A 24,896-nucleotide genomic window follows, 5' to 3' on the forward strand; every position below is an offset into this window, starting at 1 on the left:
ACGCCTCCGTCTCGTCCCCTTGCACCCCTGCCCTCCGCCCCTGTCCCCGCCCGCGCCCCGCCCCGCTCACTCGCCGTCCGCGTCGGCCCCCTCCCGGCGCCCCTTCGCGTCGTCCTTGACGCCGACCGCCGCCAGCGCGGTCGTCCAGTCCCGGGCGATGGCCTGCTGCGCCTTGCGCAGGTCCGCCTTGCCCGAGCAGATCGCGTTCTTCAGCTTCGTCTCGACGACGTCCTTGGGGTTGTTGGGGCCCGCCCCGTCCTTGTGGCCGGGGGAGGGCGGCTCGACCCACAGGTTGCGCGGGTCGTTGGGGTCGCCGCCGAGCTGGAGGCTGATGAGGTGGTCGTACTCGGCGTCGTGCAGCGACTTCTTGTAGCCGTAGGAAGCGGCGTTGGCGGTCTTCTCGCGGTTCGTGATGTTCACGGGCGGCCTGATGCCCTTGGTGTAACCGCCGCGGCAGATCGTGGTCTTCAGCGTGTCCGGGGTGACCTTGGGGTTGGTCGCCCCGGGGGTGCACTTGGGGTCGGGCAGCGGCTCCTTGGCCGTCGTATAGCGGTAGGTGCACGTGCCGGGAGCGGGCTGCTTCTGCACGGTGTACGAGGACTGGGGGCCCGGCCCGACCGGTACCGACCCGTCGCCGGAATCCGCGCCGGATCCGGCGGACGAGGACGGCCCCTTGGCCGCGTCGGGCCCGGTGGGCGAGGCCGTACCGGTGGCCGAGGCCCCCTTGTCTGCCTTGGCGTCCGACTTCCCGTCACCGGAATCCGACGAACAACCGGCGGTGGTCACGGCGAGGACGGCGGCCGTGGCGGCAACGGCCGCCCAACGAGGTGCGATCGACATGCCCCATGACTACCCGTCCGCACCGCCCGTCAGTCGGGCGACCGAAGCGCACCGGCGCGCACGGCAGCCCGCCACACGCCCCGACGCCCCTCCCGTCCCCTGACCTCCGGTTCCGTCCCCTGGCCGCCGGGCCCGCCCCCCAGCCGTCCCGCGCTACAACGCCCGCAGCGCGTCCAGCTGTTCGACGAACCAGCGCGCCGGCGGCAGCGCCGTCGCCGCCGCGGCCAGCCGCTTCGACCGGTCCGCGCGCTGCCCCGGGTCCATCAGCAGCGCCTCGTGCAGGGCGCGGGCGGTGGCTTCGACGTCGTACGGGTTGACGACGATCGCGTCCGCGCCCAGCTCCGCCGCGGCCCCCGCCTCCCGCGAGAGGACCAGCGCGCAGCCGTCGTCGGAGACGACCGGCACCTCCTTGGCGACCAGGTTCATCCCGTCGCGGATCGGGTTGACCAGGGCGACGTCCGCCATCCGGTAGGCCGCGAGGGAGCGCGCGAAGTCGTCCTTGACGTGCAGGGCGACCGGCTGCCAGCCGGGCGTCCCGAAGTCCTCGTTGATCCGCCCGGCGACGCGTTCGACCTCCGCCGTGTAGTCGCGGTAGACGGTCAGGTCCTGCCGGGACGGGTACGCGAACGCGATGTGCACGACGCGTTCGTGCCACTGCGGGTGGTCCTCCAGGAGCCGCCGGAAGGCGTGCAGGCCGCGGACGATGTTCTTCGACAGCTCGGTGCGGTCCACGCGGACGATCGTCCGGCGGCCGGCCCCGACCTGCTCGCGCAGCGCGGCCATCCGCTCCTCGACGTCCGGCCGGTGGGCGCGCTCGCGCAGGAAGGCGGCGTCCGCGCCGAGGCCGTGGACGCCGAGCAGGGTCGTCCGCCCGTCGAGGCGCACGGCCGTCGCCGTCCCGTCGTCCGCGCGGACGACCTCCGCGCCGAGGACGTCCGCGCAGCAGGCGGCGAACGCGTCGGCCCAGCGGCGGGTGAGGAACGCCGCGCGGTCGCCGCCCAGGATGCCGCGCAGCACCTGCGCGGCCACGTCGTCGGGGAGCATCCGGTAGTAGTCCGGCGGCGCCCAGGGGGTGTGGGAGAAGTGACCGATGCGCAGGTCGGGGCGGCGCTCGCGGAGCAGGCCGGGGACCAGCGTCAGGTGGTAGTCCTGCACGAGCACCACCGCGCCCTCGGCGGCCTCCTCGGCGAGCGCGTCCGCGAAGGCGGCGTTGTACGTCTCGTAGGCGGCCCACTGCTCGCGGAACCCGGCGTCGAAGACGGGCTCCAGCGGCGTCTGGTAGAGCAGGTGGTGGACGAACCACAGCACCGAGTTGGCGATGCCGTTGTACGCGGCGGCGAAGGTCTCGGCCGGGACGTCGAGCATCCGTACGCCGTACCCGCCGGTGTCGGCCGGGTCGAGCCGGCGGCCCGCGCGGCGGGCGGCGAGCCGGTCGCCCTCGCCGAGCGCGGCGCAGACCCACACCGCGCCGGAGTCCGTACCGATGGCGCTGAGCCCGGAGACCAGGCCACCGCCGCCCCGGCCGGAGGTCAGGGAGCCGTCCTCGGCGACCCGGTAGGAGACCGGGCCGCGGTTGGAGGCCACGACGATGGGGGCGTTCTGCACGTGCTCAGCGACCATGACGCGAGCCTTGCCACGCCGCCATCCGCTCAAACGTACGCCTCCCCCTCTTGCCCGTTCCCGCGTCTACGCCGCGCGGTGCCGCGCGTACTCGGGGATCCGCGTCATCGGCGGGCGTTCCTCGGTGTCCACCGGGTACGTCCGCGGAACGAAACCCTCCGGCGTGCGCTCGAACTGGGTCAGCTCCGGGCGCACCAGCGGTTCGCGGCCCAGCCGCGACTGGGCGGTGCGGTAGATGGCGGCGGCCATCCGGCCCAGCGCCCGTCCGTCCTGGTGGCGGTGCTTGCGCACCCCGACGTCGACCTGGGCCAGCGCGTCCAGGCCCACCGTGTGCAGCGCGTCGACGAGCAGGCCGAGCTCCACGCCGTAGCCGACGGGGAACGGCAGCCGCTCCAGCAGCGAGCGCCGGGCCGCGTACTCGCCGCCCAGCGGCTGCACGAAACCGGCCAGCCGCGGCCAGTGCAGATTGAGCAGCGGGCGGGCCACCAGCTCCGTCACCCGGCCGCCCTGGCCCGCCGCCTCGCCCAGCGGACGGTCGTACATCGCCTTGACGAAGGCGACGTCCGGGTCGGTCAGCAGCGGGCCGACGATCCCGGAGACGAAGGCGGACGAGAAGTCGCGCAGGTCGGCGTCGACGAAGCAGACGACGTCGCCGGAGGTCACCAGCAGGGACCGCCACAGCACCTCGCCCTTGCCGGGGACGGTGGGCAGCCCGGGGAGCACGTCGTCCCGGTGCACGACCCGGGCCCCGGCCGCCGCGGCGACCCGGGCCGTGCCGTCCGTCGAGCCGGAGTCGAGGACCACCAGCTCGTCGACGAGCGGCACCTCGTCCGTCATGAGGTCGCGGCGGATCGCCGCGGCGATGTCGCCGACCGTGGCCTCCTCGTTCAGCGCGGGCAGGACGACGCTGACCGTGGTGCCCGACGCGCGCTTCGCGGCGAGCAGCCGGTCGAGCGGGCGGTCTGCCGCGGTCCAGGACCGCCGGGACAGCCAGCGCTCCACCTCTTCCAGCACGTGAACGACTCCTCGCTTGTGAACGGTGTGGTGATCTGTCTCGCGGTGCGAAACGGCCCTCTCGCCGCGCCGCACCTTCAGATACAGTCTTGAACAACGCGGAGCACGCTCGTATGTCGGGGGTGCCGCGTGCACAAACGCCTGGGCCGCGCCCAGTGCCATACCGCTCATCCAGAGGGGCAGAGGGACACGGCCCGTTGAAGCCCCGGCAACCCTCCAGCCGGTCTCCTAGTGAGGCTCCCGGCGGGGAAGGTGCCAATTCCGTCTCGTGGCGAGGTTCGCCACGGGGAAGATGAGGAGAAAGGGCCTCGCCTCCATGGCTGTGCAAGCCGTCGAAAGCGTCACTTCCGCCACCGCTTCCTTTGGTCCCGCCGTCGCGCTGTCCTGCCGCGAGTGCGGCGAGCGCGTCCCCCTCGGGCCGGTCTTCGCCTGCGCCTCCTGCTTCGGCCCGCTGGAGGTCGCCTACGAGCTGCCGCTCGGCGACCCGGAGGGCCTGCGGCGGCGCATCGAGTCCGGACCCGCGAACATCTGGCGGTACGCGCCGCTGCTGCCCGTCCCCGCCGACGTCGCCTCCCGGCCCAACCTCCGGCCCGGCTTCACCCAGCTCGTCCGCGCCGACAACCTGGCGCGTGAGCTGGGCGTGACGGGTGAGCTGCACGTCAAGGACGACTCCGGCAACCCCACCCACTCCTTCAAGGACCGCGTCGTCGCGGTCGCGGTGGAGGCGGCGCGCGCCTTCGGCTTCACCACGCTGTCCTGCTCGTCGACCGGCAACCTGGCCGGCGCGGTGGGCGCGGCGGCCGCCCGCGCCGGACTCCGGTCCTGCGTCTTCATCCCGCACGACCTGGAGGCCGGCAAGGTCGTCATGGCCGCCGTCTACGGCGGTGACCTCGTCGGCATCGAGGGCACGTACGACGACGTCAACCGCTTCTGCTCCGAGCTCATCGGCGACCCGCTGGGCGAGGGCTGGGGGTTCGTCAACGTCAACCTCCGCCCGTACTACGGCGAGGGCTCCAAGACGCTCGCCTACGAGATCTGCGAACAGCTGGGGTGGCGGCTGCCCGACCAGCTCGTCATTCCCATCGCCTCCGGCTCCCAGCTCACGAAGATCGACAAGGGGCTGCGGGAACTGATCACCCTCGGGCTGGTGGAAGACCGCCCCTACCGCATCTTCGGCGCCCAGGCCGAGGGCTGCTCCCCGGTCTCCCGCGCCTTCAAGGACGGCCAGGACGTGGTCCGCCCGGTCAAGCCCGACACGATCGCGAAGTCCCTGGCCATCGGCAACCCGGCCGACGGGCCGTACGTGCTCGACATCGCCCGGTGTACGGGCGGCGCGGTCGAGGACGTCACGGACCCGGAGATCGTGGACGCGATCCGGCTGCTCGCCCGCACGGAGGGGATCTTCGCCGAGACGGCGGGCGGCGTGACGGTGGGCGTCACGCGAAAGCTGCTGAAGGCGGGGGTGCTGGATCCCTCGCTGACGACCGTGGTGCTGAACACGGGGGACGGGCTGAAGACGCTGGACGCGGTGGCGGCGGGGCCTTCGGTGACGATCAGGCCGAGCCTGGGGGCTTTCCGGGAGGCGGGGCTGGGGTAGAGGGGGGCACCCCACACTCACACGCGCCACACCACTCACAAGAAAGGCCACCCCATGAGCGTCACCGTCCGCATCCCCACCATCCTCCGCACCTACACCGGCGACCGAGCCGAGGTCCCCGCCCAGGGAGCCACCCTCTCCGAGGTGATCGCCGACCTGGAGAAGAACCACCCGGGCATCGCCGCCCGGCTCCTCGACGACGCCGGCAAACTGCGCCGCTTCGTCAACGTGTACGTCAACGACGACGACGTCCGCTTCGAGGGTGGCCTCGCCGCGGCGACCCCGGACGGCGCGGGCGTGTCGATCATCCCGGCGGTGGCGGGCGGCTGAGCGCCTGCGGCGCCGAGCGTCTGAGCCCCGTGGCGCCGGGCGTTCGACGGCAACGAGCGCCGCGCCGGACGATGAACGCCGCATCCGGCAACGAGCGCCACACCGGCAACCAGAGCCTCACCCGGCAACAACAGCCGCACCCGAACCACGAATTGCCCCGGCCGCTAAGCGGACGGGGCAATTCCGTCTGTTGAACCGCGATACAGTTGGGACGTTCCCCCTCCGGTGTCAGAGCCGAACGCATATGAGAACCCGTCAAGTTGCGCAGGAATTACGCGCGCGAATTGTCGGGTTGGCTGGCGTATGTCCGGCCCGACTTGCCCTGGAACATCCCCTGTTGGGCGTAAATCGCCGCTCGGCGATGCCGGTATTTCTCGTCCGTCTGACCTGTTGCAGACGGCATCCGTGCAGATACATTCAGCCGCGGTCGACGCGTTCCGGCGCACACCCCTCGGTGTCACAAGGGGTGAGGTCTGACCCGGGTCCGCGAAGTGCGGTCCTGCGCAAGGGCCAGTAATAGGGGAGTTAGGCATGGCTCAGGGCACCGTCAAGTGGTTCAACGCGGAGAAGGGGTACGGCTTCATCGCGGTCGACGGTGGTGCGGATGTTTTCGTCCACTACAGCGCGATTCAGATGGACGGCTACCGCACCCTGGAAGAGGGGCAGCGAGTCGAGTTCGAGATCTCGCAGGGCCAGAAGGGACCTCAGGCCGACATGGTGAAGGTGACCGCCTGACCGCGGCGCATCGACCACCGATCGCTCAGTCTGCCGAAGGGGTCCGCACCGGCAGGTGCGGACCCCTTCGCCATGCCCTCCGCGGCCCTTCCCGCCCGCCTGTCCTGCCCGTTCACCTGCTCTGCCCGTCCCGTCCGCCCTGCTCGTCCGTCTGTTCGGCCGTCCGTCCGGCCGGCCGGCGATGCGGGGGAGTGCGCCGGCCTCCCGGTGGGAAGGGTCTCCGGGGCGCCTCCGGGATGTCCCGGAGGCGGCTGCGGGTTCCGTTCGAAACGAGCCCCGAAAGCCCTCCGGGACGGCGTCCGGGATGACCCCGGTCTTCGGAGGGACGCTTGCACTCGGAGGTGCCGAGTGCTAATCATTGGCTTAGCACTCTCCGAGTGAGAGTGACAGACTTGGACCGTCGGTGAGGTCCACGAGCCCGGCGGGGCAAGGAACCGCCGAGCGTGTGGGCCGTCCGTCGCGGGCGCCTGCGCGGTCCGGAGCAATCCACCCCCAGTCCGGGAGGACCACTTCACATGGCCAAGATCATCGCGTTCGACGAGGAGGCGCGGCGCGGCCTTGAGCGCGGTATGAACCAGCTCGCCGACGCCGTCAAGGTCACCCTCGGCCCCAAGGGCCGCAACGTCGTCCTTGAGAAGAAGTGGGGCGCCCCCACGATCACCAACGATGGTGTCTCCATCGCCAAGGAGATCGAGCTGGAGGACCCGTACGAGAAGATCGGCGCCGAGCTGGTCAAGGAGGTCGCGAAGAAGACGGACGACGTCGCCGGTGACGGCACGACGACCGCGACCGTCCTCGCCCAGGCGCTGGTCCGCGAGGGTCTGCGCAACGTGGCCGCCGGTGCCAACCCCATGGCCCTGAAGCGCGGTATCGAGAAGGCCGTCGAGGCCGTCTCCGCCGCCCTCCTGGAGCAGGCGAAGGACGTGGAGACCAAGGAGCAGATCGCTTCCACCGCCTCCATCTCCGCCGCCGACACGCAGATCGGCGAGCTCATCGCCGAGGCGATGGACAAGGTCGGCAAGGAAGGCGTCATCACCGTCGAGGAGTCCCAGACCTTCGGTCTGGAGCTGGAGCTCACCGAGGGTATGCGCTTCGACAAGGGCTACATCTCGGCGTACTTCGCCACCGACATGGAGCGTATGGAGGCGTCCCTCGACGACCCGTACATCCTGATCGTCAACTCGAAGATCAGCTCGGTCAAGGACCTGCTGCCGCTCCTCGAGAAGGTCATGCAGTCCGGCAAGCCGCTGCTGATCATCGCCGAGGACGTCGAGGGCGAGGCCCTGTCGACCCTGGTCGTCAACAAGATCCGCGGCACCTTCAAGTCCGTCGCCGTCAAGGCCCCGGGCTTCGGCGACCGCCGCAAGGCCATGCTCGGCGACATCGCCATCCTCACCGGTGGCACGGTCATCTCCGAGGAGGTCGGCCTCAAGCTGGAGAACGCCGGTCTCGACCTGCTCGGCCGCGCCCGCAAGGTCGTCATCACCAAGGACGAGACGACCATCGTCGACGGTGCCGGTGACAGCGACCAGGTCCAGGGCCGCGTCAACCAGATCCGCGCCGAGATCGAGAACAGCGACTCGGACTACGACCGCGAGAAGCTGCAGGAGCGCCTCGCGAAGCTGGCCGGCGGCGTGGCCGTCATCAAGGCCGGTGCCGCGACCGAGGTCGAGCTCAAGGAGCGCAAGCACCGCATCGAGGACGCCGTTCGCAACGCGAAGGCGGCTGTCGAGGAGGGCATCGTCGCCGGTGGTGGCGTGGCCCTGCTCCAGGCCTCCCAGGTGTTCGAGAAGCTGGAGCTCGAGGGCGACGAGGCCACCGGTGCCAACGCCGTCAAGCTGGCCCTGGAGGCTCCGCTCAAGCAGATCGCCGTCAACGGTGGTCTCGAGGGCGGCGTCGTCGTGGAGAAGGTCCGCAACCTGACCGTCGGCCACGGCCTCAACGCCGCGACCGGTGAGTACGTCGACATGATCGCCGAGGGCATCATCGACCCGGCGAAGGTCACCCGTTCCGCCCTGCAGAACGCCGCCTCCATCGCGGCGCTCTTCCTCACCACCGAGGCCGTCATCGCCGACAAGCCGGAGAAGGCCGCCGCGGCCGCTCCGGGCGGCATGCCCGGTGGCGAGATGGACTTCTGAGCCGACCCGGCTCGCCAGTCCTGAAGGCAACGGACCGAGGGCGGCATCCCCATCACGGGGATGCCGCCCTCGGGCGTTTCCGGGGAAAGCCGAAGAAGTACGTGGCCAGGAAGCCGGCCGCGTACCCGACCAACAGCCCCGCCGCGTACACCACCACCGCCTCGACCGGCCCCTGCTCCCCTCTGAGCAGCGGGAACAGCGCCCAGCCGGACGGCCCGATCGCCGTCGCGCCCACCGTGCCGCCCCCGTCCTGCGCCATGAACCCCACGAATCCGCCGCCGAAGGCGCCCCCCACACAGGCCGTCGCGAAGGGCCGCCCCAGCGGCAGCGACACCCCGTAGACCAGCGGCTCGCCGACGCCCAGCAGCCCGGCCGGAAGGGCCGAACGCACCGTCCGCCGCACCGAGACGTCGTGCGGCAGCCGCAGGTAGACGGCGACCGCCGCCCCCACCTGGCCCGCGCCCGCCATGGCGAGGATCGGCAGCAGGACCGTACTGCCCCGCTCGGCGATCAACGTGGCGTGGACCGGGATCAGCGCCTGATGCAGCCCCAGCATCACCAGCGGCAGGAATAGCCCGCCGAGCACGAACCCGGCCAGGGCACCCCCGTGCGACAGCAGCCAGTCCGCGAACTGCCCCACCGCGCTTGACGCTTCGCCCGCCACCCACATCAGCCCGTACAGCGTGGCCAGCCCCGGCAGCAGCACGGTGAGCGTGGGGGTGACCAGGACGTCCAGCGCCTCGGGCACGATGCGCCGGCACGTCCGCTCGACGGCCACGGCCAGCGACGCCGCGGCCAGCGCCCCGAGCACCCCGCCCTGCCCGGGCGTCAACCCCCGCCCGAACGCGTCCACTTGCCCTACCCCGGGCCAGACGGCGACGGCCGCGACGGCTCCACCGAGGACCGGCGTCCCGCCGAACTCCTTCGCCGTCTGGTACCCGACGAAGACGCCGATCAGCGACATGAACCCGGACGCGACGGCGTTCAGCGCCGGCACGAGCGCGGGCGCCCACTGGAGATTGGCGAGCAGGCCGGCGAGGCCGGCGATGATGCCGCAGCCGATCAGGGCGGGGATGAGGGGGACGAAGATCCGGGCTACGCGGCGGAGGGCTTGTTTGGTGGGGGTGGTGGTGTGCGTGGATTCCGCCAGGGCGGCGGCCACTCGGGTGACCGTCCCCGGGCCCAGGACGACCTGAACGGCCGTGCCGTCCATGACCACCCCCAGGACTCCGGGGGTGGCCCGGAGCTCCGCCGTCCGGACGAGGGCGGGGTCCGCTACGTCCGCGCGGAGGCGGGTCATGCAGTGGGTGAGGGAGCGGAGGTTGGCAGGGCCTCCGAGGAGGGGGAGGAGGGTGGTGGCGAGGTGGTGCTCGGTGGGCATGGGGGATGTGTGCCACGCGGGGGCGCCGTTTGTAACGGTGGGGTGCCCCGGTCCCTCCCTTTCACCGTTTCTTGCGGGGGCAGGCCCCCGCACCCCCGAAGCGCGCTGCGCGTGCTGTCCTCAAACTCCCCCAGAGGGGGGACCCCCAACGGGCTGAATTCAGCCCGTTGGGGGTCCCCCCTCTGGGGGAGTTTGAGGACGAGCGGCGAAGCCGCGAACAGGGGGGCTGGGGGCGCAGCCCCCAGGAAACGGTGAAAGGGCGGGACCGGGGCACCTCACCGCCCCCGCGCAGCCTCCAGCGCCACCCGCAGATGCCCCCCGGCATCGGCCAGCAACCGGCCCGCCTCAGCAGCCCCCACCCCACCCAGCAGCACCAGAATCGCGTGCTTCACCTCTCCGCCCGTGGCGGTCAGCGCCGCCTCGATCTCCGCGTCGGACGCCCCCGTCGCCAGCGCGACGATATGCCGCGACCGCGCCCGCAGCTTCGCGTTGGAGGCGCGGAGGTCGACCATCAGGTTCCCGTACGTCTTGCCGAGGCGGATCATGGTGATGGTCGAGATCATGTTGAGGACCAGCTTCTGGGCGGTGCCGGCCTTGAGGCGGGTGGAGCCGGTGAGGAGTTCGGGGCCGACGATGATTTCGATGGGGTGGTGGGCGGCGGCGCCGAGTGGGGAGCCCTCGTTGCAGGAGAGGCCGATGGTGAGGGCGCCGGCCGCGCGGGCCCGGGTGACGGCGGCGACGGCGTACGGGGTGCGGCCGGAGGCGGAGACGCCGACGACCGTGTCATCGGGGGTGAGGTCCAGCGCGGCGAGGTCGGCCGCGGCGGCGTCCGCGTCGTCCTCCGCGCCCTCGACGGCCGTCACCAGCGCCTCCGGGCCGCCCGCGACCAGGCCGACCACCCGGCCGGGCTCGGTGGCGAACGTCGGCGGGCACTCGCTGGCGTCCAGCACGCCGAGCCGGCCCGCCGTGCCCGCGCCCGCGTAGACCAGCCGGCCGCCGCGCGCCATCCGTTCGGCGGTCGCGTCGATGGCGGCGGCGATGGCGGGCAGCCGGCCGGCGACGGCCGTGGCGACCGTCGCGTCGTCGGTGTTCATGACGGTCGCGATGTCCAGGGTCGGCAGCCGGTCGATGTCCGCCAGCTCGGGGCGGAACGCCTCCGTGGTGAGGTGGGCGAGCTGGGCGCGGAGGGCGGCCAGGGAGGTGGACGACGGCATGGTGGCCTCGCTCGGTCTCGGGTCAGCGCGGGTCGGGCCGCGCGGCGTGGCGGTGGGCGAGTGCCTCGTAGGAGGCGGAGAGGGCGGGCGCGGCCCGCTCGTACGTCCGCTGCGCGACGCCGATGAACAGGCAGTCGACGACCAGCAGCTGGCTGGTCCGGCTGGACATGGCCGCCGGGCGAAGTTCGCTCTCGCGGGCCGTGGACGTGGCGAGGACGTGGTCGGCGTACTGGCCGACGCCGCCGGCCGGGTCGCCGGTGACGGCCACGGTGGTGGCGCCGTGCTCGAAGGCGGCCCGCAGGGGTTCGATGACGTCGGTCGTCCGGCCGGAGTGCGTGATGGCGATGGCGACGTCGCCGGAGCGCAGCTGGACGGCGTTGGTGACGGCCAGGTGGGGATCGGCGGGGGCGTGCGCGATCACGCCTATGCGCAGCAGCTTCTGGACGAGGTCCTGGCCGACGAGGTTGGACGCGCCGATGCCGTAGACGTCGACGCGCCGGGCGGCGGCGAGCGCGGCCACCGCCGCCTCCAGGGCGGCGGTGTCGAGCCCGGCCGCCGTGTCGGCCAGGCACTGCGCCTCGTCGTGCGCGAGCTTGGCGACCACGCTCGGCAGCGGATCGTCGACGGCGATGTCCGCCGTGACGGCCGGCGCCCGGCCCGCCGCCCGTTCCGCGGCCAGCGCGGCGAGCGCGAGGCGCAGCTGACGGTAGCCGGGGTAGCCGAGCACGCGGGCCGTGCGGACGACGGTGGCCTCGCTGGTGCCGGTGCGCTGGGCGAGTCCGGTGACGGTCAGGGCAGCGGAGCCCTCCGGGTCGGCGACGAGGGCGTCGGCGACGCGCCGCATGGAGCGCGTCATGGTCGGCGCGAGCGTACGGGCCTTGGCGGCGAGCGCGCCGGGAGCGGGCGGAGCGATGGGCCTGCGCAGTGGTGGGAGACGGCGTTCGGCGATTTCCTTCGGATCGCTGCTCACCCGGTGAAAGGTATTTTCAGCCGGATGTGCCGTCAACCATCCGCGTCCCGGACAATGGGGCAATGGAGCTCGAACAAGCACTGCACGCGGCCCGGGCGCTCGTCCTCGACGACCTGACCGCCGGGGGCGTGGCCGACCCGGACGTGGTCTCGCTGGTGGAGGACGCGGTGGCCGGCCGGCGGTGGTGGGTCGAGCAGTGGCCGGAGGGCGTGGCCTTCGTCGCCGGGCTGATCGCCCAGGACGTCCAGGACGCCCTGCTGGAGCGGCACGGCCGCTGGCCGCTGTGCCCGGTCTGCACGGGCTCGGGCGACCCGCACGCCCTGGAGGTCGAACCGGAGCTGGGGCCGGACCCGCACTGGGCCTGCACGAAGCAGGCGGTGATCGTGGCCCCCGTCGGCCGGCTGGCGTCGGCCCTGCGCGGCTGACGGCGACCGGGACGGCAGGCGGCGGCTGGAACGTACGGACGGGGTCGGAACGTACGGATCAGGTCGGCGTGTACGGACCAGGTCGGCGCGTACGGATCCGGCCGGCGCGTGTGGATCAGGCCGGTACGTGTGGATCAAGTCCGCACATAGGGATAGGGCCGGAAGGAACGTACGGGCCAGGCCGGAACGTACGGATCGGAGAGTCGAAGGCGATCGCGTGACCCTCTACATCGACCCGCCGCAGTGGCCGGGACACGGCCGCATGTGGTCGCACCTCGTGAGCGACGTCAGCTTCGACGAACTGCACGCGTTCGCCGCCCGCATGGGCCTGCCCGGGCGGGCCTTCGACGGCGACCACTACGACGTGGCGGCGTCCTCGTACGCGGACGCGGTGCGGCTGGGCGCGGTGGAGGTGCGGAGCCGGGACGTGGTGCGGCTGCTGCGGGCGGCGGGACTGCGGAGGCGGAAGCGGCCGGGGGCGCGTCCGGGCTGAGTCGGGCTGGGCTCGGGCCCGGGTTGTGTCCGGGTTGCGTTCGGATTGTGTTCGGGCTTCGGGGTGCACCCAGACTGTGAGCCGCGCCCGGCTCTTGGCCCGCGCCCGGCTCTTGGCCCGCGCCCGAGCTTCGGCCCGCGTCCGGGCTCAGGCCGGTGCGCGGGCCGGATCCGCGCTACGTGGTGAGCAGCGCGAGCTCCGTCGTGAGGTTGTGCCGGGCGGCGCGCTCCCACCGCTCGTATCCCAGCGGGGTGCGGAACAGCCGGGGCAGGCCGAGCAGTTGGCGCAGGACGGCCGCGCGCCCGGCCCGGAACGCCTCGTCGGGCACGAAGCCGTACTCCTGGCGCACCTCCGCCGCGTAAGCGGCGTACGCCTCGGGGGTCCCGCCGAGGACGGCCAGATCGGCGTCGCACAGCAGCTCGCCGTTGCGGTCGCCGGGGGCCGGGTCGTGGCCGACGGTCAGCAGGACGAGCCGGACGACCTCGGCGGTGACGTCCTCGGGCATCCCGAGCTCCGCCAGGGCGCGGCCCGCGAGCCGGGCGCTGCGCTCCTCGTTGGTCGAGCGCTCGGGCAGGTAGACCGCGTCGTGGAACCAGGCGGCGAGGCGGACGGCGGCGAGGTCGCGGGCGGACCGCGCGTGCCCGGCGAGTTCGTCGACGCGGTCGAGGACGGCGGTGAGGTGGGCGGTGGTGTGGTAGCGGCGCTGCGGCTCCGACCAGCGGGTGAGCAGGTCGGCGGCGTAGCGGGCGGGGTCCGGGGCGTCGGGGTTCTCGCCGCCGGCCGCGAGGACGGCGTCGGCCCAGCGGGCTTCCAGGGACGGGTAGGCGGGGGTGGCCATGGGGCCATTGTGGTGCAACCGAGGGGCGTGCTTCCTCGGCGGGCGCCGGTGTGGCACCCTTGTTACATGTCTAGACCAATTCTCGAAGTGATCGCGCTGGACGCGGCGGACGCGGTGGCGGCGCGGGCCGGCGGGGCGGACCGGCTGGAACTGGTCAGCGACATGGCGGCCGACGGCCTGACCCCCTCGCTGGAGACCTTCGCGCGGGTGCGGGAGGCCGTCGACATCCCCGTCCGCGTGATGCTGCGGTCCTCCGACGGCTTCGGTGCGGGCGGCGCGGCGGAACTCGACGCGCTGTGCGCCGCGGCGGCGGCACTGCGGGCGGAGGGCGCAGAGGAGTTCGTCCTCGGGTTCCTCGGGGAGGACGGCCGGGCGGACCTCGCCGCTGTCGACGCGCTGTGCGACGTGCTCGGCCCCGACGCCCGCTGGACGTTCCACCGGGCGATCGACCGGGCGGCCGACCGGGACGCCCTGCGCAAGCAGCTGGCCGACCGGCCCGGTCTCGACACGTACCTCACCGCCGGATCGGCGTCCGGGGTGGACGACGGTCTTTCCGTGCTGCTGGCCGAGGCGGCGCGGGGTGACGAGCCCGGGTACGAGCCGCGCATTCTCGTGGGCGGCGGGCTCAAGTTGAAGCATGTGCCGGTACTGCTGGAGGCGGGCGTCGACGGGTTCCACATCGGAGGTGCGTCCCGTCCCGGTGGCTGGGACGCGCCGGTGGATGTGGCGGCGGTGCGGGTTTGGCGTGAGGTGCTGGGGGAGTAGGCGGGGTGCGGGGCGCCCCTGTCCCGCCCTTTCACCGTTTCTTCCGGTTCTTCCGGTTCTTCCAGGGCCGCGCCCCGGACCCCGGCATCGCGGCGAAGCCGCTTTCAGAGGGTCTGGGGCGCGGCCTCCGGAAGAGGCGAAGGGGAGGAGGGGTCGGGGTGTGCCTCAGCCCCGGCGGTCGCGGGACGTGCCCGCCGGACCGTGGTCAGCGTGACGGTCACCGCGCCCGCCATCGCCACCACCGACACCAGCGGGAACCAGCGTCCCCCGAGCACGTCGATCGCCGTGCTCCCCACCACTCCCGCCGCGGCCAGTCCGAGGTAGAGGGCGCTGCTGTTCAGTGACATCAGCAGGGGTGCGCTGGGCGGGTCGACGGAGATCAGGCGGTGGGGCAGGGCGACGGCCATCGACCAGCCGACGAGCGGGCTGACGGCGGCGTAGCAGAGCGCTCCGGGCATCGAGCCGGAGAGCAGGGGCAGGGAGCCGTACGCGAGTGCGCCGAGGACGCCGCCGGTGAGCAGGACCGCGCGGACGCCCAGCCGGTCGACGAGCCGGCCGCCCAGCCAGTTGCCCGCCATCGACGCGAGGCCGGAGACCAGCAGGATCAGGGAGAGCCGGTCCTGGTCGCCGCCCGTGGCCGGGCGGACCGCCGTCGCCAGGTAGATGTAGATGGAGTTGACGGCGACGAAGACGAGGAACGTCGTGAACGTCCCGGCGATCACTTGGCGGTTGCGCAGCGGCGCCAGGCGTTCCCGTATGCCGGGCGCGGCCGTCGCGGCGGGCAGGTCGCGCAGCAGCGCGGCGAGGCCCGCGAGCGCGGCGGCGCCCAGGGCGGTGACCAGCCACATCGTCCAGCGCCAGTCGGCGCGTCCGAGGTAGGCGCCCAGGGGGACGCCGAGCACGGTGGCCACGGTCATGCCGCCGAGCACGGTCGCGATGGCGCGGCCGCGCCGCTCCGGCGGGACGAGGGTGGTGGCGACGGCGTTGGCCGTCGGGGTGTAGAGCGCGGCGCCGGCGGCGGCGAGGATCCGGGTGGCGAGCAGCGTTCCGTAGCCCGGGGCGAGCGCGCTGAGGGCGTTCGCGAGCGTGAAGATCGCGAGTGCGGTGAACAGCACCCGCCGCCGGTCCCAGCGGGCGGTCACCGTGGCGAGGACGGGCGCGAGCAGCGCGTACGCCAGGCCGAAGACGGTGACGAGCTGTCCGGCGGCGGCGAGGGAGGTGCCCAGGTCGTCGGCGATGCCGTCGAGGATGCCGGTCATGACCATGGAGTCGGTGCCGACGGCGAACGCGCCGAGGGCGAGCAGGAACAGGCGGAGACGCACGGGAGTCCTTCCGGGCAGTTCCGGGCAGGTAAAGTTGGACGTGCGTCAAACAATAGAGATTGTTGGATGGCTGTCAAACAGTATTTCGGGCCCGGCCGTGTCCTCAACCCCCGTGGCGCGGCGCCCCGGTGACGGAAGGTGGAAACGGTGACGACCGTGGAGGGCGAGCTGCTGCCGCAGCCCGACGTCGAGGACATCCGGCTGGAGAAGATCCTCAGCGCGCTGGGGGACCCCGTCCGCCTGCACCTGTTCCACGTGCTGGGCACCGACGAGCAGTGCGACTGCGACTCCGTCCGCCTCGGCCTCGGCCATCTGCACAAGTCGACGGTCTCGCACCACATGCGCGTCATGCGCGAGGCCGGCGTCACGTCCACCCGCGTGGTCGGCCGCAACCGCCGCGTCGCCCTGCGCCGCGAGGATCTCGACGCGCGGTTCCCGGGGCTGGTCGACGCGCTGTTGGCCGCCGGCGGGGAGGCCGGCGCGGGGGTCGGCGCGGAGGCGGGTGCGGGGGAGGCGGGGGTGGGGGCGCCGTGTGACGACGGCCGCCGCCGGACCCGGCGCCCGGACCCCGTGCCCGGACCCCGCGCCCGGGCGGCGCGATCGGCCGGGCGGCGCGGGCGCGTGGGCGCGCGGGCGCGTGGGCGCGTGTACGCGTCGGGGTGGCGGGCGGTGGTCGTACGCGGCCGCGGTGACGGCGGGCGGCGCGTCGGCGGGCCCCGGACGTCGGCCGACGCCCGGGCATCCCCGGGCGTCCCGGCCGCCCCGAAATCAACCGGGCGCCCCGACGCTCCCTTGAACTCCCGCGACGCTCCCCGGACATCGAACGCCGGACGCCCTACCGGGACTGCTTGGCCCCGACGGCGGCGAGCAGACCCTGAACCGGGTCCTCGCCCTGCTCCGCGCCGAACGCGGCGGCCTCGGCGCTGCGCGGGAACATGGCCTGCTCGTACGCCGTGAGCGCGGCCTCGACGTCGCCGGGGTGCGCGGCGAGCGCCTGGCCCAGCTCGGCGCCGTCGAGCATCGCCAGGTTGGCGCCCTCGCCGTTCGGGATCGCGAGGTGGGCGGCGTCGCCGAGCAGGGTCACTCCCGGCACCCGCTCCCAGCGGTGCTCGGCCGGCAGGGCGTAGAGCGGCCGCAGGACCGGCGCGACGTCGCTGTCGGTGATCAGCGCGGTGAGCTCCGGCGCCCAGCCGTCGAACTCCCGGGCGATCCGCGCCTTGGCCGCGGCGGCGTCGGTGAAGTCGATGCCGTCGAACCACTCCCGCGGCTCGACCACGCCCACATAGGTGTGCAGCGTGTCGCCCTTCTCCCGGTGGGCGAAGATCTCCCGGCCCGGCTTGGCCGCCATCATCGACCCGCCTCCGACCGTCTTCGCGGCGGAGGGGTGCCGGGTGTCGGCGTCGTAGAGGTAGGTCTCGACGACCGACCTGCCGCTGTACTCCGGTTCGACGGCGGAGAGCAGCGGACGGATCCGCGACCAGGCGCCGTCCGCGCCGACCAGCAGGCTCGTCACGACGGTGCCGCCGCCGGCGAACGCGACCTCGTGCCGGCCGTCGCCGAGCGTGCGGGCGCCGGTGACCTTGTGCCCCCAGCGGACGGTCCCTGCCGGGAGCGAGTCGAGCAGCAGCTGCCGCAGCTCGCCGCGCTGCACCTCGGGACGGCCCCCCGTGCCGTCGTCGGCCTTGTCGAACAGCACGCTCCCGTCCGGCGCGAGCACCCGCATGGCCTGGCGGCCCGCGAGGATGAGACTCCGGAACTCGTCCGTCAACCCGGCCGCCTCCAGGGCGATTTGCCCGTTGTAGTCGTGGATGTCGAGCATCCCGCCCTGTGAACGCGCGGCCGGCGAGGACTCCGCCTCGTAGACCGCCGACGGTATGCCGTGGACATGCAGGACGCGGGCGAGCGCGAGTCCGCCGAGACCGGCGCCGATGATCGTCACTTCGGTGGCCATGGGACTGCCTTCCTGATCGTGCCACGCCGGGCGGCTCCCACGGCGGGTCGCGCCGGGAGCACCGCTCCGGTGGGCCGGGACGCTGGATGCTGGTGGCCGGTACCGGTGACGACCGGCCCCGACCTGCTCCAATGTCCCGCCGCCCGCCGACAGATCAGTGACAGTCCGCCGACCGCCGTCGACCGCGGCCGACAACCGACCGACAGCGGGAAGGGCGCCGGCCGCGCGAGGTCGAGGCCGGCGGATCCGGCCGTGGCGTCGAGGAGCCGTTCGGCGGCCGACCCGTCGGCGGTACGGGGGCCGAGCGTCGACGGGCGCGTTCGTCTCCGGTTCCGGTTCCGGTTCCGGTCGGGGATGGGGACGGGGGCGGGGACGGGCGGGTGCCGGTTCCGCGACCGGAGGGCGAGGAGGCACCCGCGTCATCCCGCGTCACCCCCGCGTCATCCCTCGCCACCCCGCATCGCCTCCGCATCACCCCAAAGCCGCCGGCAGCGGCTCCGCGTGCAGCACCGTCAGCCCGGACACCGCTCGGGTGAGGGCCACGTACAGCCGCCGCAGGCCGGTGCGTTCGTCCGGTTCGCCCGCGACGACGGCGGCGGGCTCGTCGAGGACGACGTGGTCGTACTCCAGGCCCTTGGCGAGGGAGGCCGGGACGAGGGTGAGGCGGGCGTCGGCGGTGGTCTCCTCGCCCGGGGCGAGGTGGGGGAGGCCCGCCTCGGCGAGGGCCGCCGCGAGGGCGGGGACGCGGACGTCCGCCGCGATCAGGCCGACGGAGCCCTCGCGGCGGAGCGCGGAGCGGCAGGCGGCGACCACCGCGTCGTCCAGCGCGGCGGGTCCGGCGACGGCGCGGACCGCGAAGTCGCCGGCGGCCTCGCGCACCGACGTCGCCTCGGACAGGCCGGGGGCGATGGCGGGCAGCAGCCGCGACGCGTAGGCGATCACCTCGCGGGGGACGCGGAAGCCCTGCGTCAGCTCCTCGACGGCCGCGTCCGGCTTGCCCAGGTGGGCGAGGGCCTCGCGCCAACTCGCCGTCGCCCAGGGCGTGGTGCCCTGCGCGATGTCCCCCAGGACGGTCGCCGAACCTGTGGTGCAGCGGCGGCCGACGGCCCGGTACTGCATGGGGGACAGGTCCTGCGCCTCGTCCAGCACCACGTGCCCGAGCGAGGGCGTCCGCTGGACCAGGTCCGTCGCCTCGTCGATCAGTACCGCGTCCGCCGCCGACCACTTGGCCGTCCGCACGCTCCGCGCGGGCTTCGTCCACAGGACGGCCCGCTGCTCGTCCTTCGTGAGCAGGCCCGCCGCGTGCTCGGCGAGGAACTCCGGTTCGGACAGCAGCCGCAGCACCAGCTTCGCCGGGTCGACGGCCGGCCAGACGGCCTTGACGGCCGCCTTCACGGCGGCGTTGCGCGCCACCGCGTCCTGCACCCGGTCGTCCGGCGCCTCGCCCGCCTGCTCCATCCGGACGAGCACGGCGTGCGCGATGCGCTGCGGCAGGGCCTCGCGGGCGGCGCCGTAGCGGATGTCGCGGGCGAGGAGCTCGCGGACGATCTCCTCCACCTCGTACGCCGGGACGCGCCAGCGCCGCGAACCGCGCACCACGACCACCGGGTCCACGGGCATCGTCACGCCCGCCCTGACCGCGCGCCGCAGCACCTCCGCCATCCGCGCGTCGCCCTTGACCGTCGCCGCCCCGGCGGAGTCCGTCCCGCGCACCTCCACGTGCGCGACCAGGTCGTCCACCGTGGCCTGCGCCACGTTCAACTCGCCGAGTGCGGGCAGCACTTGCTCGATGTAGCGGAGGAAGGACCGGTTCGGCCCGATGACCAGCGTGCCGGTGCGGGCGAGCCGGTCGCGGTGGGCGTACAGCAGGTAGGCGACGCGGTGCAGGCCCACCGCCGTCTTGCCGGTGCCGGGCGCCCCCTGGACGCATACCGTGCCGCCGATCCCGGCGCGGACGATCTCGTCCTGCTCCGGCTGGATCGTCGCGACGATGTCCCGCATCGGGCCGACGCGCGGCCGCTCGATCTCCGCCTGGAGCAGGGCGCTCGTCCGCTCGGCGCCCGACGCGTCCGTCAGGTCCTCGTCCTCGTACGCCGTCAAATCGCCGCCCGTGTAACCGAAGCGGCGGCGGCGTCCGACGCCCAGCGGCTCCTTCTTCGACGCCCGGTAGAACGGCTGCGAGACGGGCGCGCGCCAGTCGACGACCATGGGGTCGCCGTGCGCGTCGTGCACGTGCCGCCGCCCGATGTAGAACCGCTCCTCGCCGCCGCCTTCCCCCGTCGCGTCGGCCGGCGCCTCCTCGTAGTCCAGCCGCCCGAAGAAGAGGGGGGCGTGCGCGAGGTCGGCGAGCGCCGTGATGCGCTCCTCGATCTGGCGGTTCAGGACCTCCGCGTTGACCCAGTTGGCCGTGACGTCCTTGATGTCGAGCGCCTCGACGTCCTCCCGCATCGCGCGCAACGCGGCGCGTGAGGCGGCGAGATGGGCGCGCTCGCGGGTGAGCGGGTCGAGCTGTGCGGGGGCGTGCTGATCAGGGGCGTGCGCGGGCACGGCATGGCCTCCAGGGCGGCTGTCTGCGGGTGTACGTACGAGCCGGGGGCCGGCCGGTTTCCGTCCGGGCGGCGGCGCTCCCGGGACACGCGGCGGGAGGCGGAAGTCCGCGATTCTACGGACGGGGACGCAAGGGCGCCAATGATTTTCCGCGCGCCCCCAGGCGGCTCTCAGGGTCGGAGTCCGTCTCCCGTAGGGGTAGGCATGATCCCTGAGTCGTACGGCGGGGTCCCTGCGGTTACACCGCCAGAGCGATGCACGGCGGGTCCGCGGATTCCATCATGGACACATGACCACCGCAGGGATCACCTCAGCCGCCCAGGGCGCCGAGCACGGCGCCGCCACCGCTCTCTCCGAGGCCCTCCGCGCCCTCAAGGTATTCGCCGGCACGGCCGTCAGCGTCGTCCTCCTCGGCCGCTTCGAGGGGGAGGAAGCGCTGGTCAAGCGCTGACGGAGGGGTCAGTCCTCCACGAGGAGGATGTCCGCGTCGTCGAAGATGCGCAGCACGACCAGCAGCAGCCGCCCGCGGGAGACCATGTACTCCGCCACGATCTGCGAGGTCAGACGGATCTCCCGATCCTGCTCACCGATGCCGATGGGGCGGGACAGCTCGGTGTAGGGGTCCCGCGCCAGCAGCTCCACGGCCTTGTCGAGGGAGGCTCTGCACGCTGGGTCGAGACGGTCCCGCTCACGTGCCGCCGGTTCGGTGTACAGCACCTCGTGGACGTCCTGGTGGGGCACTGTTCCCTCCATGCCGTCGCCGATGCTCCGGCCAGGCTACCGAGCGGAGTCGGGTCCTCCGGCCTACCTGCCTGAGTACCCCTACCCGCGCGGACTGAGTACCCGCCCCGATCCGCCCGCCGCCGCCGGGCGGTGGGATGGCGGCATGGCCACTCAGACTACGAGAAAGTCCGCCACCGCCACCCCGCCCGGGGGCTCCGCCGGCTGTCCCGCCGGATCGACCGGCGGCTCGGGGAGCGGGACGAGCGCTGGGCGAAGGGGCCGGCGGCCGTCTCCCTCCTCGCCCTTCCCGCACTGCTGTATTACGCGTTCAGTGACGACTTCCTCGTTCTCGGCGACGGCCCGTTGACGGCCGTGCTGTTCGCGGCAGCCCTCGCCCTGGCGCTCGCGTGGCTGCTGCCGCACCGGAAGTCGATGCGGTCCGCGCGCCTCACCTTCACGGTCGCCGCGACCCCCCTGATCGTGCTGCCGGTCATGCTGGCCGCCGTCGCGGTGGAGGTGCTGGTTTTCGGCTGCCTCTTCTACCCGTGGGCCGTCTGACGCCTTCCCGGCCGAGCCGCCTCAGACGTCATCCCCCGCCAGCAGCTCGTCCGCGTCCACGATCCGGTACGCGTACCCCTGCTCCGCCAGGAACCGCTGCCGGTGGGCCGCGAAGTCCTGGTCGATCGTGTCGCGGGCGACGACCGAGTAGAAGCGCGCCTCGTGCCCGTCCGCCTTCGGGCGGAGGACGCGGCCGAGCCGCTGGGCCTCCTCCTGGCGGGAGCCGAACGTTCCGGAGACCTGGATGGCGACCGTCGCCTCCGGCAGGTCGATGGAGAAGTTCGCGACCTTGGAGACGACGAGCACCGAGATCTCGCCCTGCCGGAACGCGTCGAAGAGCTTCTCGCGCTGCGCGTTGCTCGTCTCGCCCTTGATGACGGGCGCGTCCAGGTGCTCGCCCAGCTCGTCGAGCTGGTCGATGTACTGGCCGATGACCAGCGTCTGTTCACCCGCGTGCCGCCGCACCAGCGCCTCGGTGACCTTCCGCTTCGTGGCCGTCGTCGCGCAGAAGCGGTACTTCTCCTCCGCCTCGGCCGTCGCGTACGCCAGCCGCTCCCCGTCCGTGAGGTTGACGCGGACCTCCACGCAGTCGGCGGGCGCGATGTAGCCCTGCGCCTCGATCTCCTTCCACGGCGCGTCGAACCGCTTCGGCCCGATCAGCGAGAACACGTCCGACTCCCGCCCGTCCTCCCGGACGAGCGTCGCCGTCAGCCCGAGCCGCCGCCGGGCCTGGAGGTCGGCGGTGAACTTGAAGACGGGCGCGGGCAGCAGGTGCACCTCGTCGTAGACGACCAGACCCCAGTCGCGGGAGTCGAACAGCTCCAGGTGGGGATAGATCCCCTTCCGCTTGGTGGTCAGCACCTGGTACGTGGCGATGGTGACCGGGCGGATCTCCTTCCGCGTCCCGCTGTACTCGCCGATCTCGTCCTCGGTGAGCGACGTCCGCTTCACCAGCTCGTGCTTCCACTGCCGCGCCGAGACCGTGTTCGTGACGAGGATCAGCGTCGTCGCCTTGGCCTCGGCCATTGCCCCCGCCCCGACCAGCGTCTTCCCCGCGCCGCAGGGCAGCACGACGACGCCGGAGCCGCCGTGCCAGAAGCCGTCGACGGCCTGCCGCTGGTACGGGCGCAGCGCCCAGCCGTCCTCGCGCAGCTCGATCGGGTGCGCCTCGCCGTCCACGTACCCCGCCAGGTCCTCGGCCGGCCAGCCGAGCTTCAGCAGCGCCTGCTTGATCTGGCCGCGCTCGGACGGGTGCACGGCGACGGTGTCGGGGTCGATCCGCTCGCCCACCAGCGGCTTGATCTTCTTCGACCGCAGGATCTCCTCCAGCACCGGCCGGTCCGTGGTCTCCAGGACCAGCCCGTGCACCGGGTGCTTCAGCAGCCGCAGCCGCCCGTACCGCGCCATCGTCTCGGCGATGTCCACGAGCAGCGCGTGCGGCACCGGGTAGCGGGAGTGGGTGACGAGCGCGTCGACGACCTGCTCGGCGTCGTGCCCGGCCGCCCGCGCGTTCCACAGGCCGAGCGGCGTCACACGGTAGGTGTGGATGTGCTCGGGGGCCCGCTCCAGCTCGGCGAAGGGCGCGATCGCCCGGCGGCAGACCTCGGCCTGCTCGTGGTCGACCTCCAGGAGGAGTGTCTTGTCCGACTGGACGATCAGCGGTCCGTTCACGTACGTGTCCGTCCTTCCGTGGGGCCGTCCGTCCTTCCGTGCGGCCAAACGTCCAGTGTGCCTCATCCGCCGGGGGCGGCGGGGGTGTGAGGGGTGCCCCGGTCCCTCCCTTTCACCGTTTCCTGGGGGCTGCGCCCCAGACCCCCTTTTCGCGGCTTCGCCGCTCGTCCTCAAACGCCGGACGGGCTGATTTCAGCCCGTCCGGCGTTTGAGGACTGGGGCACCCCCTCTGGGGGAGCCCGCAGGGCGCTTCGGGGGTGCGGGGGCCTGCCCCCGCAAGAAACGGTGAAAGGGCGGGTCCGGGGCACCCTTCCCACCCCCACCCTAGATTGCTAGCATCCTAGCCATGCCCGCCGATCGCCAGGTGAAGCAGTTCAACGTCTACCTGCCCACCGACCTCATCCGAGAGGTCAAACACCACGCCGTCGACACCGAACGATCGCTCTCCTCGATCGTCGAGACGGCCCTGACCGAGTACTTCCGGCGCCTCGCGGACGCGGACGCCGGGGAGGGGAGTACGCGTGACGACGACTGACGGAATCAAGGGGTTCCTCGTCGAGACCCGCAACTACGGCGCGACGGCCGCGTTCTGGAAGTCGCTGGGATACGAGAGCGTGCTGGAGACCGATCACGGCTCCGGGCAGTGGTCGCACCCGGCCGGCGGGCCGTACGTGTTCATCGTCGAGCAGCACGAACGGGAACCGGTCACCCGGCCCGTCCTCACGGTGGCGGATGCCAACGCGTTCGCGCCCGCTCGCGCGCCGGAGTTCGCCCGGCCGTTCACGCCGACGCACTGGGGTGTGCGGCAGGCGCTGGTCCTCGACCCCGACGGGCGGACCGTCGCCCTCGAAGCGCCGCTCCCCGAGGGGGAGGCAGGGGGACACCATGACTGACCCGCGGCGCACCGTCCCCGACCACACCGCCGTCCGCGTCGCCCTCTGGCGCGCCCTGCACGTGCGGGCCGACGCGCCCCCGCACGTGCTCCGCGACGAGATCGGGCTGGAGCTCGCCGCCCCCGGCCCCGGCTGGCGCGAGCGTGACGACATGACCATGCCGGGCGTCGCCGGCGTCCGCGCGTCCGTCGTCGCCCGGGCCCGGTTCGTCGAGGACCTCGTCGCCGAGCGTGCCGCCGAAGGCGGGGTGACGCAGTACGTCATCCTCGGCGCGGGTCTGGACACCTTCACCCAGCGGCACCCCGAGCCCGCGGCCCGTATAAGGGTGTTCGAGGTGGACCGGCCGGACACGCAGGCGTGGAAGCGACGGCGCCTGGCCGAGCTCGGTCACGCGCCGCCGCCGTGGCCGACCTTCGTGCCCGTCGACTTCGAGGCGGGCGACTCGTGGTGGGAGCGGCTGACCGCGGCCGGGTTCGACCGGACCGTGCCGGCGGTCGTCGCGTCGACCGGCGTCAGCATGTACCTCAGCCATGAGGCCAACGTCGCGACGCTCCGGCAGGCCGCCGCGCTCGCGCCGGGCTCCGTGTTCGCGTCGACGTTCCTCCTGCCGCTCGACCTGCTCGAACCGGACCAGCGGCAGGTCCAGGAGATGTCGATGCGCAACGCCGCCGCGTCGGGCACCCCTTTCGTCAGCCTCTACGCGCCCGAGGAGATGCGGCGGGCGGCGCTGGTAGCCGGGTTCGCGAAGGCCGTGCACGTCTCGCCGGACGAGCTGGCGGAACGGTACTTCGCCGGGCGTCCCGACGGCCTGCGTCCGCCCCGGGCCGAGCAGTTCCTCGTCGCGGAGGTGTAGCCGGACCGCCGGGCGCGC

General features: G+C 73.1%; 25 protein-coding genes and 1 riboswitch. Of the genes, 12 read left to right on the plus strand and 13 right to left on the minus strand.

The features are described 5' to 3' along the window. Nucleotides 1–66: 66 nt before the first annotated feature. The 3 genes from ACQEVS_RS19715 to ACQEVS_RS19725 all read right to left on the minus strand — a co-directional run bounded on the left by ACQEVS_RS19715 (nt 67) and on the right by ACQEVS_RS19725 (nt 3,474). Entirely contained in the window at nt 67–840 is a 774-nt protein-coding gene (locus tag ACQEVS_RS19715) for a hypothetical protein (protein ID WP_433022134.1), read from the minus strand. A gap of 153 nt (nt 841–993) precedes the next feature. Further along, on the minus strand, nt 994–2,460 hold the full coding sequence (locus ACQEVS_RS19720) for an alpha,alpha-trehalose-phosphate synthase (UDP-forming) (RefSeq protein ID WP_433022136.1): 1,467 nt from the start codon (nt 2,458–2,460) through the stop codon (nt 994–996). A 66-nt stretch (nt 2,461–2,526) separates the two neighbouring features. Continuing rightward, complete coding sequence (locus ACQEVS_RS19725) at nt 2,527–3,474, minus strand: glucosyl-3-phosphoglycerate synthase (protein WP_433022138.1); 948 nt, start codon at nt 3,472–3,474, stop codon at nt 2,527–2,529. A gap of 164 nt (nt 3,475–3,638) precedes the next feature. Continuing rightward, nucleotides 3,639–3,773: riboswitch (SAM riboswitch) on the plus strand. A gap of 17 nt (nt 3,774–3,790) precedes the next feature. Between ACQEVS_RS19725 and thrC the strand changes: the two genes are divergently transcribed. The 4 genes from thrC to groL all read left to right on the plus strand — a co-directional run bounded on the left by thrC (nt 3,791) and on the right by groL (nt 8,274). Continuing rightward, on the plus strand, nt 3,791–5,071 hold the full coding sequence (gene thrC / locus ACQEVS_RS19730; RefSeq protein WP_433022140.1) for a threonine synthase: 1,281 nt from the start codon (nt 3,791–3,793) through the stop codon (nt 5,069–5,071). Between the two features lie 54 nt (nt 5,072–5,125). After that, nucleotides 5,126–5,401, plus strand: coding sequence for a MoaD/ThiS family protein (locus tag ACQEVS_RS19735; RefSeq protein WP_433022142.1), 276 nt, complete (start codon nt 5,126–5,128; stop codon nt 5,399–5,401). Nucleotides 5,402–5,932: 531 nt separating this feature from the next. Beyond that, complete coding sequence (locus ACQEVS_RS19740) at nt 5,933–6,136, plus strand: cold-shock protein (protein WP_004954158.1); 204 nt, start codon at nt 5,933–5,935, stop codon at nt 6,134–6,136. A gap of 515 nt (nt 6,137–6,651) precedes the next feature. Then, entirely contained in the window at nt 6,652–8,274 is a 1,623-nt protein-coding gene (gene groL, locus ACQEVS_RS19745; RefSeq protein ID WP_004954155.1) for a chaperonin GroEL, read from the plus strand. A 52-nt stretch (nt 8,275–8,326) separates the two neighbouring features. Here groL and ACQEVS_RS19750 read toward each other — a convergent pair whose 3' ends face one another. The 3 genes from ACQEVS_RS19750 to ACQEVS_RS19760 all read right to left on the minus strand — a co-directional run bounded on the left by ACQEVS_RS19750 (nt 8,327) and on the right by ACQEVS_RS19760 (nt 11,839). After that, a complete protein-coding gene (locus ACQEVS_RS19750) occupies nt 8,327–9,655 on the minus strand; it encodes a PTS transporter subunit EIIC (RefSeq protein WP_433022145.1) in 1,329 nt (442 codons plus the stop codon). Nucleotides 9,656–9,930: 275 nt separating this feature from the next. Next, the gene (gene murQ, locus ACQEVS_RS19755) at nt 9,931–10,869 is read right to left on the minus strand and encodes an N-acetylmuramic acid 6-phosphate etherase (protein ID WP_433022147.1); all 939 of its coding nucleotides are present in this window, start codon (nt 10,867–10,869) and stop codon (nt 9,931–9,933) included. Between the two features lie 22 nt (nt 10,870–10,891). Beyond that, nucleotides 10,892–11,839: a MurR/RpiR family transcriptional regulator gene (locus ACQEVS_RS19760; RefSeq protein ID WP_433022149.1), complete on the minus strand. Its 948-nt coding sequence runs from the start codon at nt 11,837–11,839 to the stop codon at nt 10,892–10,894. Between the two features lie 62 nt (nt 11,840–11,901). Between ACQEVS_RS19760 and ACQEVS_RS19765 the strand changes: the two genes are divergently transcribed. Both ACQEVS_RS19765 and ACQEVS_RS19770 read left to right on the plus strand, forming a co-directional pair. Then, on the plus strand, nt 11,902–12,264 hold the full coding sequence (locus tag ACQEVS_RS19765; RefSeq protein WP_433022151.1) for a hypothetical protein: 363 nt from the start codon (nt 11,902–11,904) through the stop codon (nt 12,262–12,264). 217 nt (nt 12,265–12,481) lie between these two features. Continuing rightward, nucleotides 12,482–12,757 carry a DUF4031 domain-containing protein gene (locus ACQEVS_RS19770; RefSeq protein WP_152262052.1) on the plus strand — a complete coding sequence of 92 codons (276 nt, stop codon included), beginning with the start codon at nt 12,482–12,484 and terminating at the stop codon, nt 12,755–12,757. Nucleotides 12,758–12,932: 175 nt separating this feature from the next. Here ACQEVS_RS19770 and ACQEVS_RS19775 read toward each other — a convergent pair whose 3' ends face one another. After that, on the minus strand, nt 12,933–13,595 hold the full coding sequence (locus ACQEVS_RS19775) for an HD domain-containing protein (protein WP_433022153.1): 663 nt from the start codon (nt 13,593–13,595) through the stop codon (nt 12,933–12,935). A 66-nt stretch (nt 13,596–13,661) separates the two neighbouring features. On the opposite strand from ACQEVS_RS19775, the gene ACQEVS_RS19780 reads away from it, so the two are divergent. Then, nucleotides 13,662–14,360 (plus strand): copper homeostasis protein CutC, encoded by a 699-nt coding sequence (locus ACQEVS_RS19780; protein ID WP_433022155.1) that lies wholly within the window; start codon nt 13,662–13,664, stop codon nt 14,358–14,360. Nucleotides 14,361–14,464: 104 nt separating this feature from the next. On the opposite strand, the gene ACQEVS_RS19785 is transcribed toward ACQEVS_RS19780, so the two are convergent. The 4 genes from ACQEVS_RS19785 to ACQEVS_RS19800 form a co-directional block, all read right to left on the minus strand. Then, entirely contained in the window at nt 14,465–15,682 is a 1,218-nt protein-coding gene (locus tag ACQEVS_RS19785; protein WP_433022157.1) for an MFS transporter, read from the minus strand. 45 nt (nt 15,683–15,727) lie between these two features. Beyond that, nucleotides 15,728–16,000: a hypothetical protein gene (locus ACQEVS_RS19790; protein ID WP_433022159.1), complete on the minus strand. Its 273-nt coding sequence runs from the start codon at nt 15,998–16,000 to the stop codon at nt 15,728–15,730. A gap of 517 nt (nt 16,001–16,517) precedes the next feature. After that, nucleotides 16,518–17,633 carry an FAD-dependent oxidoreductase gene (locus ACQEVS_RS19795; RefSeq protein ID WP_433022161.1) on the minus strand — a complete coding sequence of 372 codons (1,116 nt, stop codon included), beginning with the start codon at nt 17,631–17,633 and terminating at the stop codon, nt 16,518–16,520. Between the two features lie 471 nt (nt 17,634–18,104). Further along, the gene (locus ACQEVS_RS19800) at nt 18,105–20,180 is read right to left on the minus strand and encodes a HelD family protein (RefSeq protein ID WP_433022163.1); all 2,076 of its coding nucleotides are present in this window, start codon (nt 20,178–20,180) and stop codon (nt 18,105–18,107) included. Between the two features lie 289 nt (nt 20,181–20,469). Between ACQEVS_RS19800 and ACQEVS_RS19805 the strand changes: the two genes are divergently transcribed. Then, nucleotides 20,470–20,631 carry a hypothetical protein gene (locus ACQEVS_RS19805; RefSeq protein ID WP_433022165.1) on the plus strand — a complete coding sequence of 54 codons (162 nt, stop codon included), beginning with the start codon at nt 20,470–20,472 and terminating at the stop codon, nt 20,629–20,631. An 8-nt stretch (nt 20,632–20,639) separates the two neighbouring features. Here the strand turns inward: ACQEVS_RS19805 and ACQEVS_RS19810 are convergent, their stop codons facing one another. Next, nucleotides 20,640–20,933, minus strand: a complete 294-nt coding sequence (locus tag ACQEVS_RS19810) for a hypothetical protein (RefSeq protein ID WP_433022167.1) — start codon at nt 20,931–20,933, stop codon at nt 20,640–20,642. 120 nt (nt 20,934–21,053) lie between these two features. Here ACQEVS_RS19810 and ACQEVS_RS19815 point away from each other — a divergent pair, with 120 nt between their 5' ends. Beyond that, on the plus strand, nt 21,054–21,461 hold the full coding sequence (locus ACQEVS_RS19815) for a hypothetical protein (protein WP_433022169.1): 408 nt from the start codon (nt 21,054–21,056) through the stop codon (nt 21,459–21,461). 21 nt (nt 21,462–21,482) lie between these two features. Here the strand turns inward: ACQEVS_RS19815 and ACQEVS_RS19820 are convergent, their stop codons facing one another. Further along, nucleotides 21,483–23,132, minus strand: a complete 1,650-nt coding sequence (locus ACQEVS_RS19820) for a DNA repair helicase XPB (protein WP_433022171.1) — start codon at nt 23,130–23,132, stop codon at nt 21,483–21,485. A 346-nt stretch (nt 23,133–23,478) separates the two neighbouring features. Here ACQEVS_RS19820 and ACQEVS_RS19825 point away from each other — a divergent pair, with 346 nt between their 5' ends. The 3 genes from ACQEVS_RS19825 to ACQEVS_RS19835 are packed head-to-tail and all read left to right on the plus strand — an operon-like array spanning nt 23,479 to nt 24,878. After that, nucleotides 23,479–23,667: a ribbon-helix-helix protein, CopG family gene (locus ACQEVS_RS19825; RefSeq protein ID WP_433022173.1), complete on the plus strand. Its 189-nt coding sequence runs from the start codon at nt 23,479–23,481 to the stop codon at nt 23,665–23,667. Next, on the plus strand, nt 23,654–24,025 hold the full coding sequence (locus ACQEVS_RS19830; protein WP_433022175.1) for a VOC family protein: 372 nt from the start codon (nt 23,654–23,656) through the stop codon (nt 24,023–24,025). The genes ACQEVS_RS19825 and ACQEVS_RS19830 overlap by 14 nt, the downstream gene beginning before the upstream one ends. Beyond that, nucleotides 24,018–24,878 carry a class I SAM-dependent methyltransferase gene (locus tag ACQEVS_RS19835; protein WP_433022177.1) on the plus strand — a complete coding sequence of 287 codons (861 nt, stop codon included), beginning with the start codon at nt 24,018–24,020 and terminating at the stop codon, nt 24,876–24,878. The genes ACQEVS_RS19830 and ACQEVS_RS19835 overlap by 8 nt, the downstream gene beginning before the upstream one ends. The last annotated feature ends 18 nt before the right edge of the window (nt 24,879–24,896 follow it).

The organism is Streptomyces sp. CA-181903, assembly GCF_050937075.1.
In the GTDB taxonomy this organism is placed as follows: Bacteria; Actinomycetota; Actinomycetes; order Streptomycetales; family Streptomycetaceae; genus Streptomyces.

Excerpts from the sequence above, each read along its gene's own strand:
- ACQEVS_RS19810 (WP_433022167.1), bottom strand. The coding sequence starts at position 20,933 with ATGGAGGGAACAGTGCCCCACCAGGACGTCCACGAGGTGCTGTACACC.
- ACQEVS_RS19740 (WP_004954158.1), top strand. The coding sequence starts at position 5,933 with ATGGCTCAGGGCACCGTCAAGTGGTTCAACGCGGAGAAGGGGTACGGC.
- ACQEVS_RS19795 (WP_433022161.1), bottom strand. The coding sequence starts at position 17,633 with ATGGCCACCGAAGTGACGATCATCGGCGCCGGTCTCGGCGGACTCGCG.
- ACQEVS_RS19715 (WP_433022134.1), bottom strand. The coding sequence starts at position 840 with ATGTCGATCGCACCTCGTTGGGCGGCCGTTGCCGCCACGGCCGCCGTC.
- thrC (WP_433022140.1), top strand. The coding sequence starts at position 3,791 with ATGGCTGTGCAAGCCGTCGAAAGCGTCACTTCCGCCACCGCTTCCTTT.
- ACQEVS_RS19735 (WP_433022142.1), top strand. The coding sequence starts at position 5,126 with ATGAGCGTCACCGTCCGCATCCCCACCATCCTCCGCACCTACACCGGC.
- ACQEVS_RS19750 (WP_433022145.1), bottom strand. The coding sequence starts at position 9,655 with ATGCCCACCGAGCACCACCTCGCCACCACCCTCCTCCCCCTCCTCGGA.
- ACQEVS_RS19775 (WP_433022153.1), bottom strand. The coding sequence starts at position 13,595 with ATGGCCACCCCCGCCTACCCGTCCCTGGAAGCCCGCTGGGCCGACGCC.
- groL (WP_004954155.1), top strand. The coding sequence starts at position 6,652 with ATGGCCAAGATCATCGCGTTCGACGAGGAGGCGCGGCGCGGCCTTGAG.
- ACQEVS_RS19805 (WP_433022165.1), top strand. The coding sequence starts at position 20,470 with ATGACCACCGCAGGGATCACCTCAGCCGCCCAGGGCGCCGAGCACGGC.
- ACQEVS_RS19765 (WP_433022151.1), top strand. The coding sequence starts at position 11,902 with ATGGAGCTCGAACAAGCACTGCACGCGGCCCGGGCGCTCGTCCTCGAC.
- ACQEVS_RS19720 (WP_433022136.1), bottom strand. The coding sequence starts at position 2,460 with ATGGTCGCTGAGCACGTGCAGAACGCCCCCATCGTCGTGGCCTCCAAC.
- ACQEVS_RS19780 (WP_433022155.1), top strand. The coding sequence starts at position 13,662 with ATGTCTAGACCAATTCTCGAAGTGATCGCGCTGGACGCGGCGGACGCG.
- murQ (WP_433022147.1), bottom strand. The coding sequence starts at position 10,869 with ATGCCGTCGTCCACCTCCCTGGCCGCCCTCCGCGCCCAGCTCGCCCAC.
- ACQEVS_RS19825 (WP_433022173.1), top strand. The coding sequence starts at position 23,479 with ATGCCCGCCGATCGCCAGGTGAAGCAGTTCAACGTCTACCTGCCCACC.
- ACQEVS_RS19835 (WP_433022177.1), top strand. The coding sequence starts at position 24,018 with ATGACTGACCCGCGGCGCACCGTCCCCGACCACACCGCCGTCCGCGTC.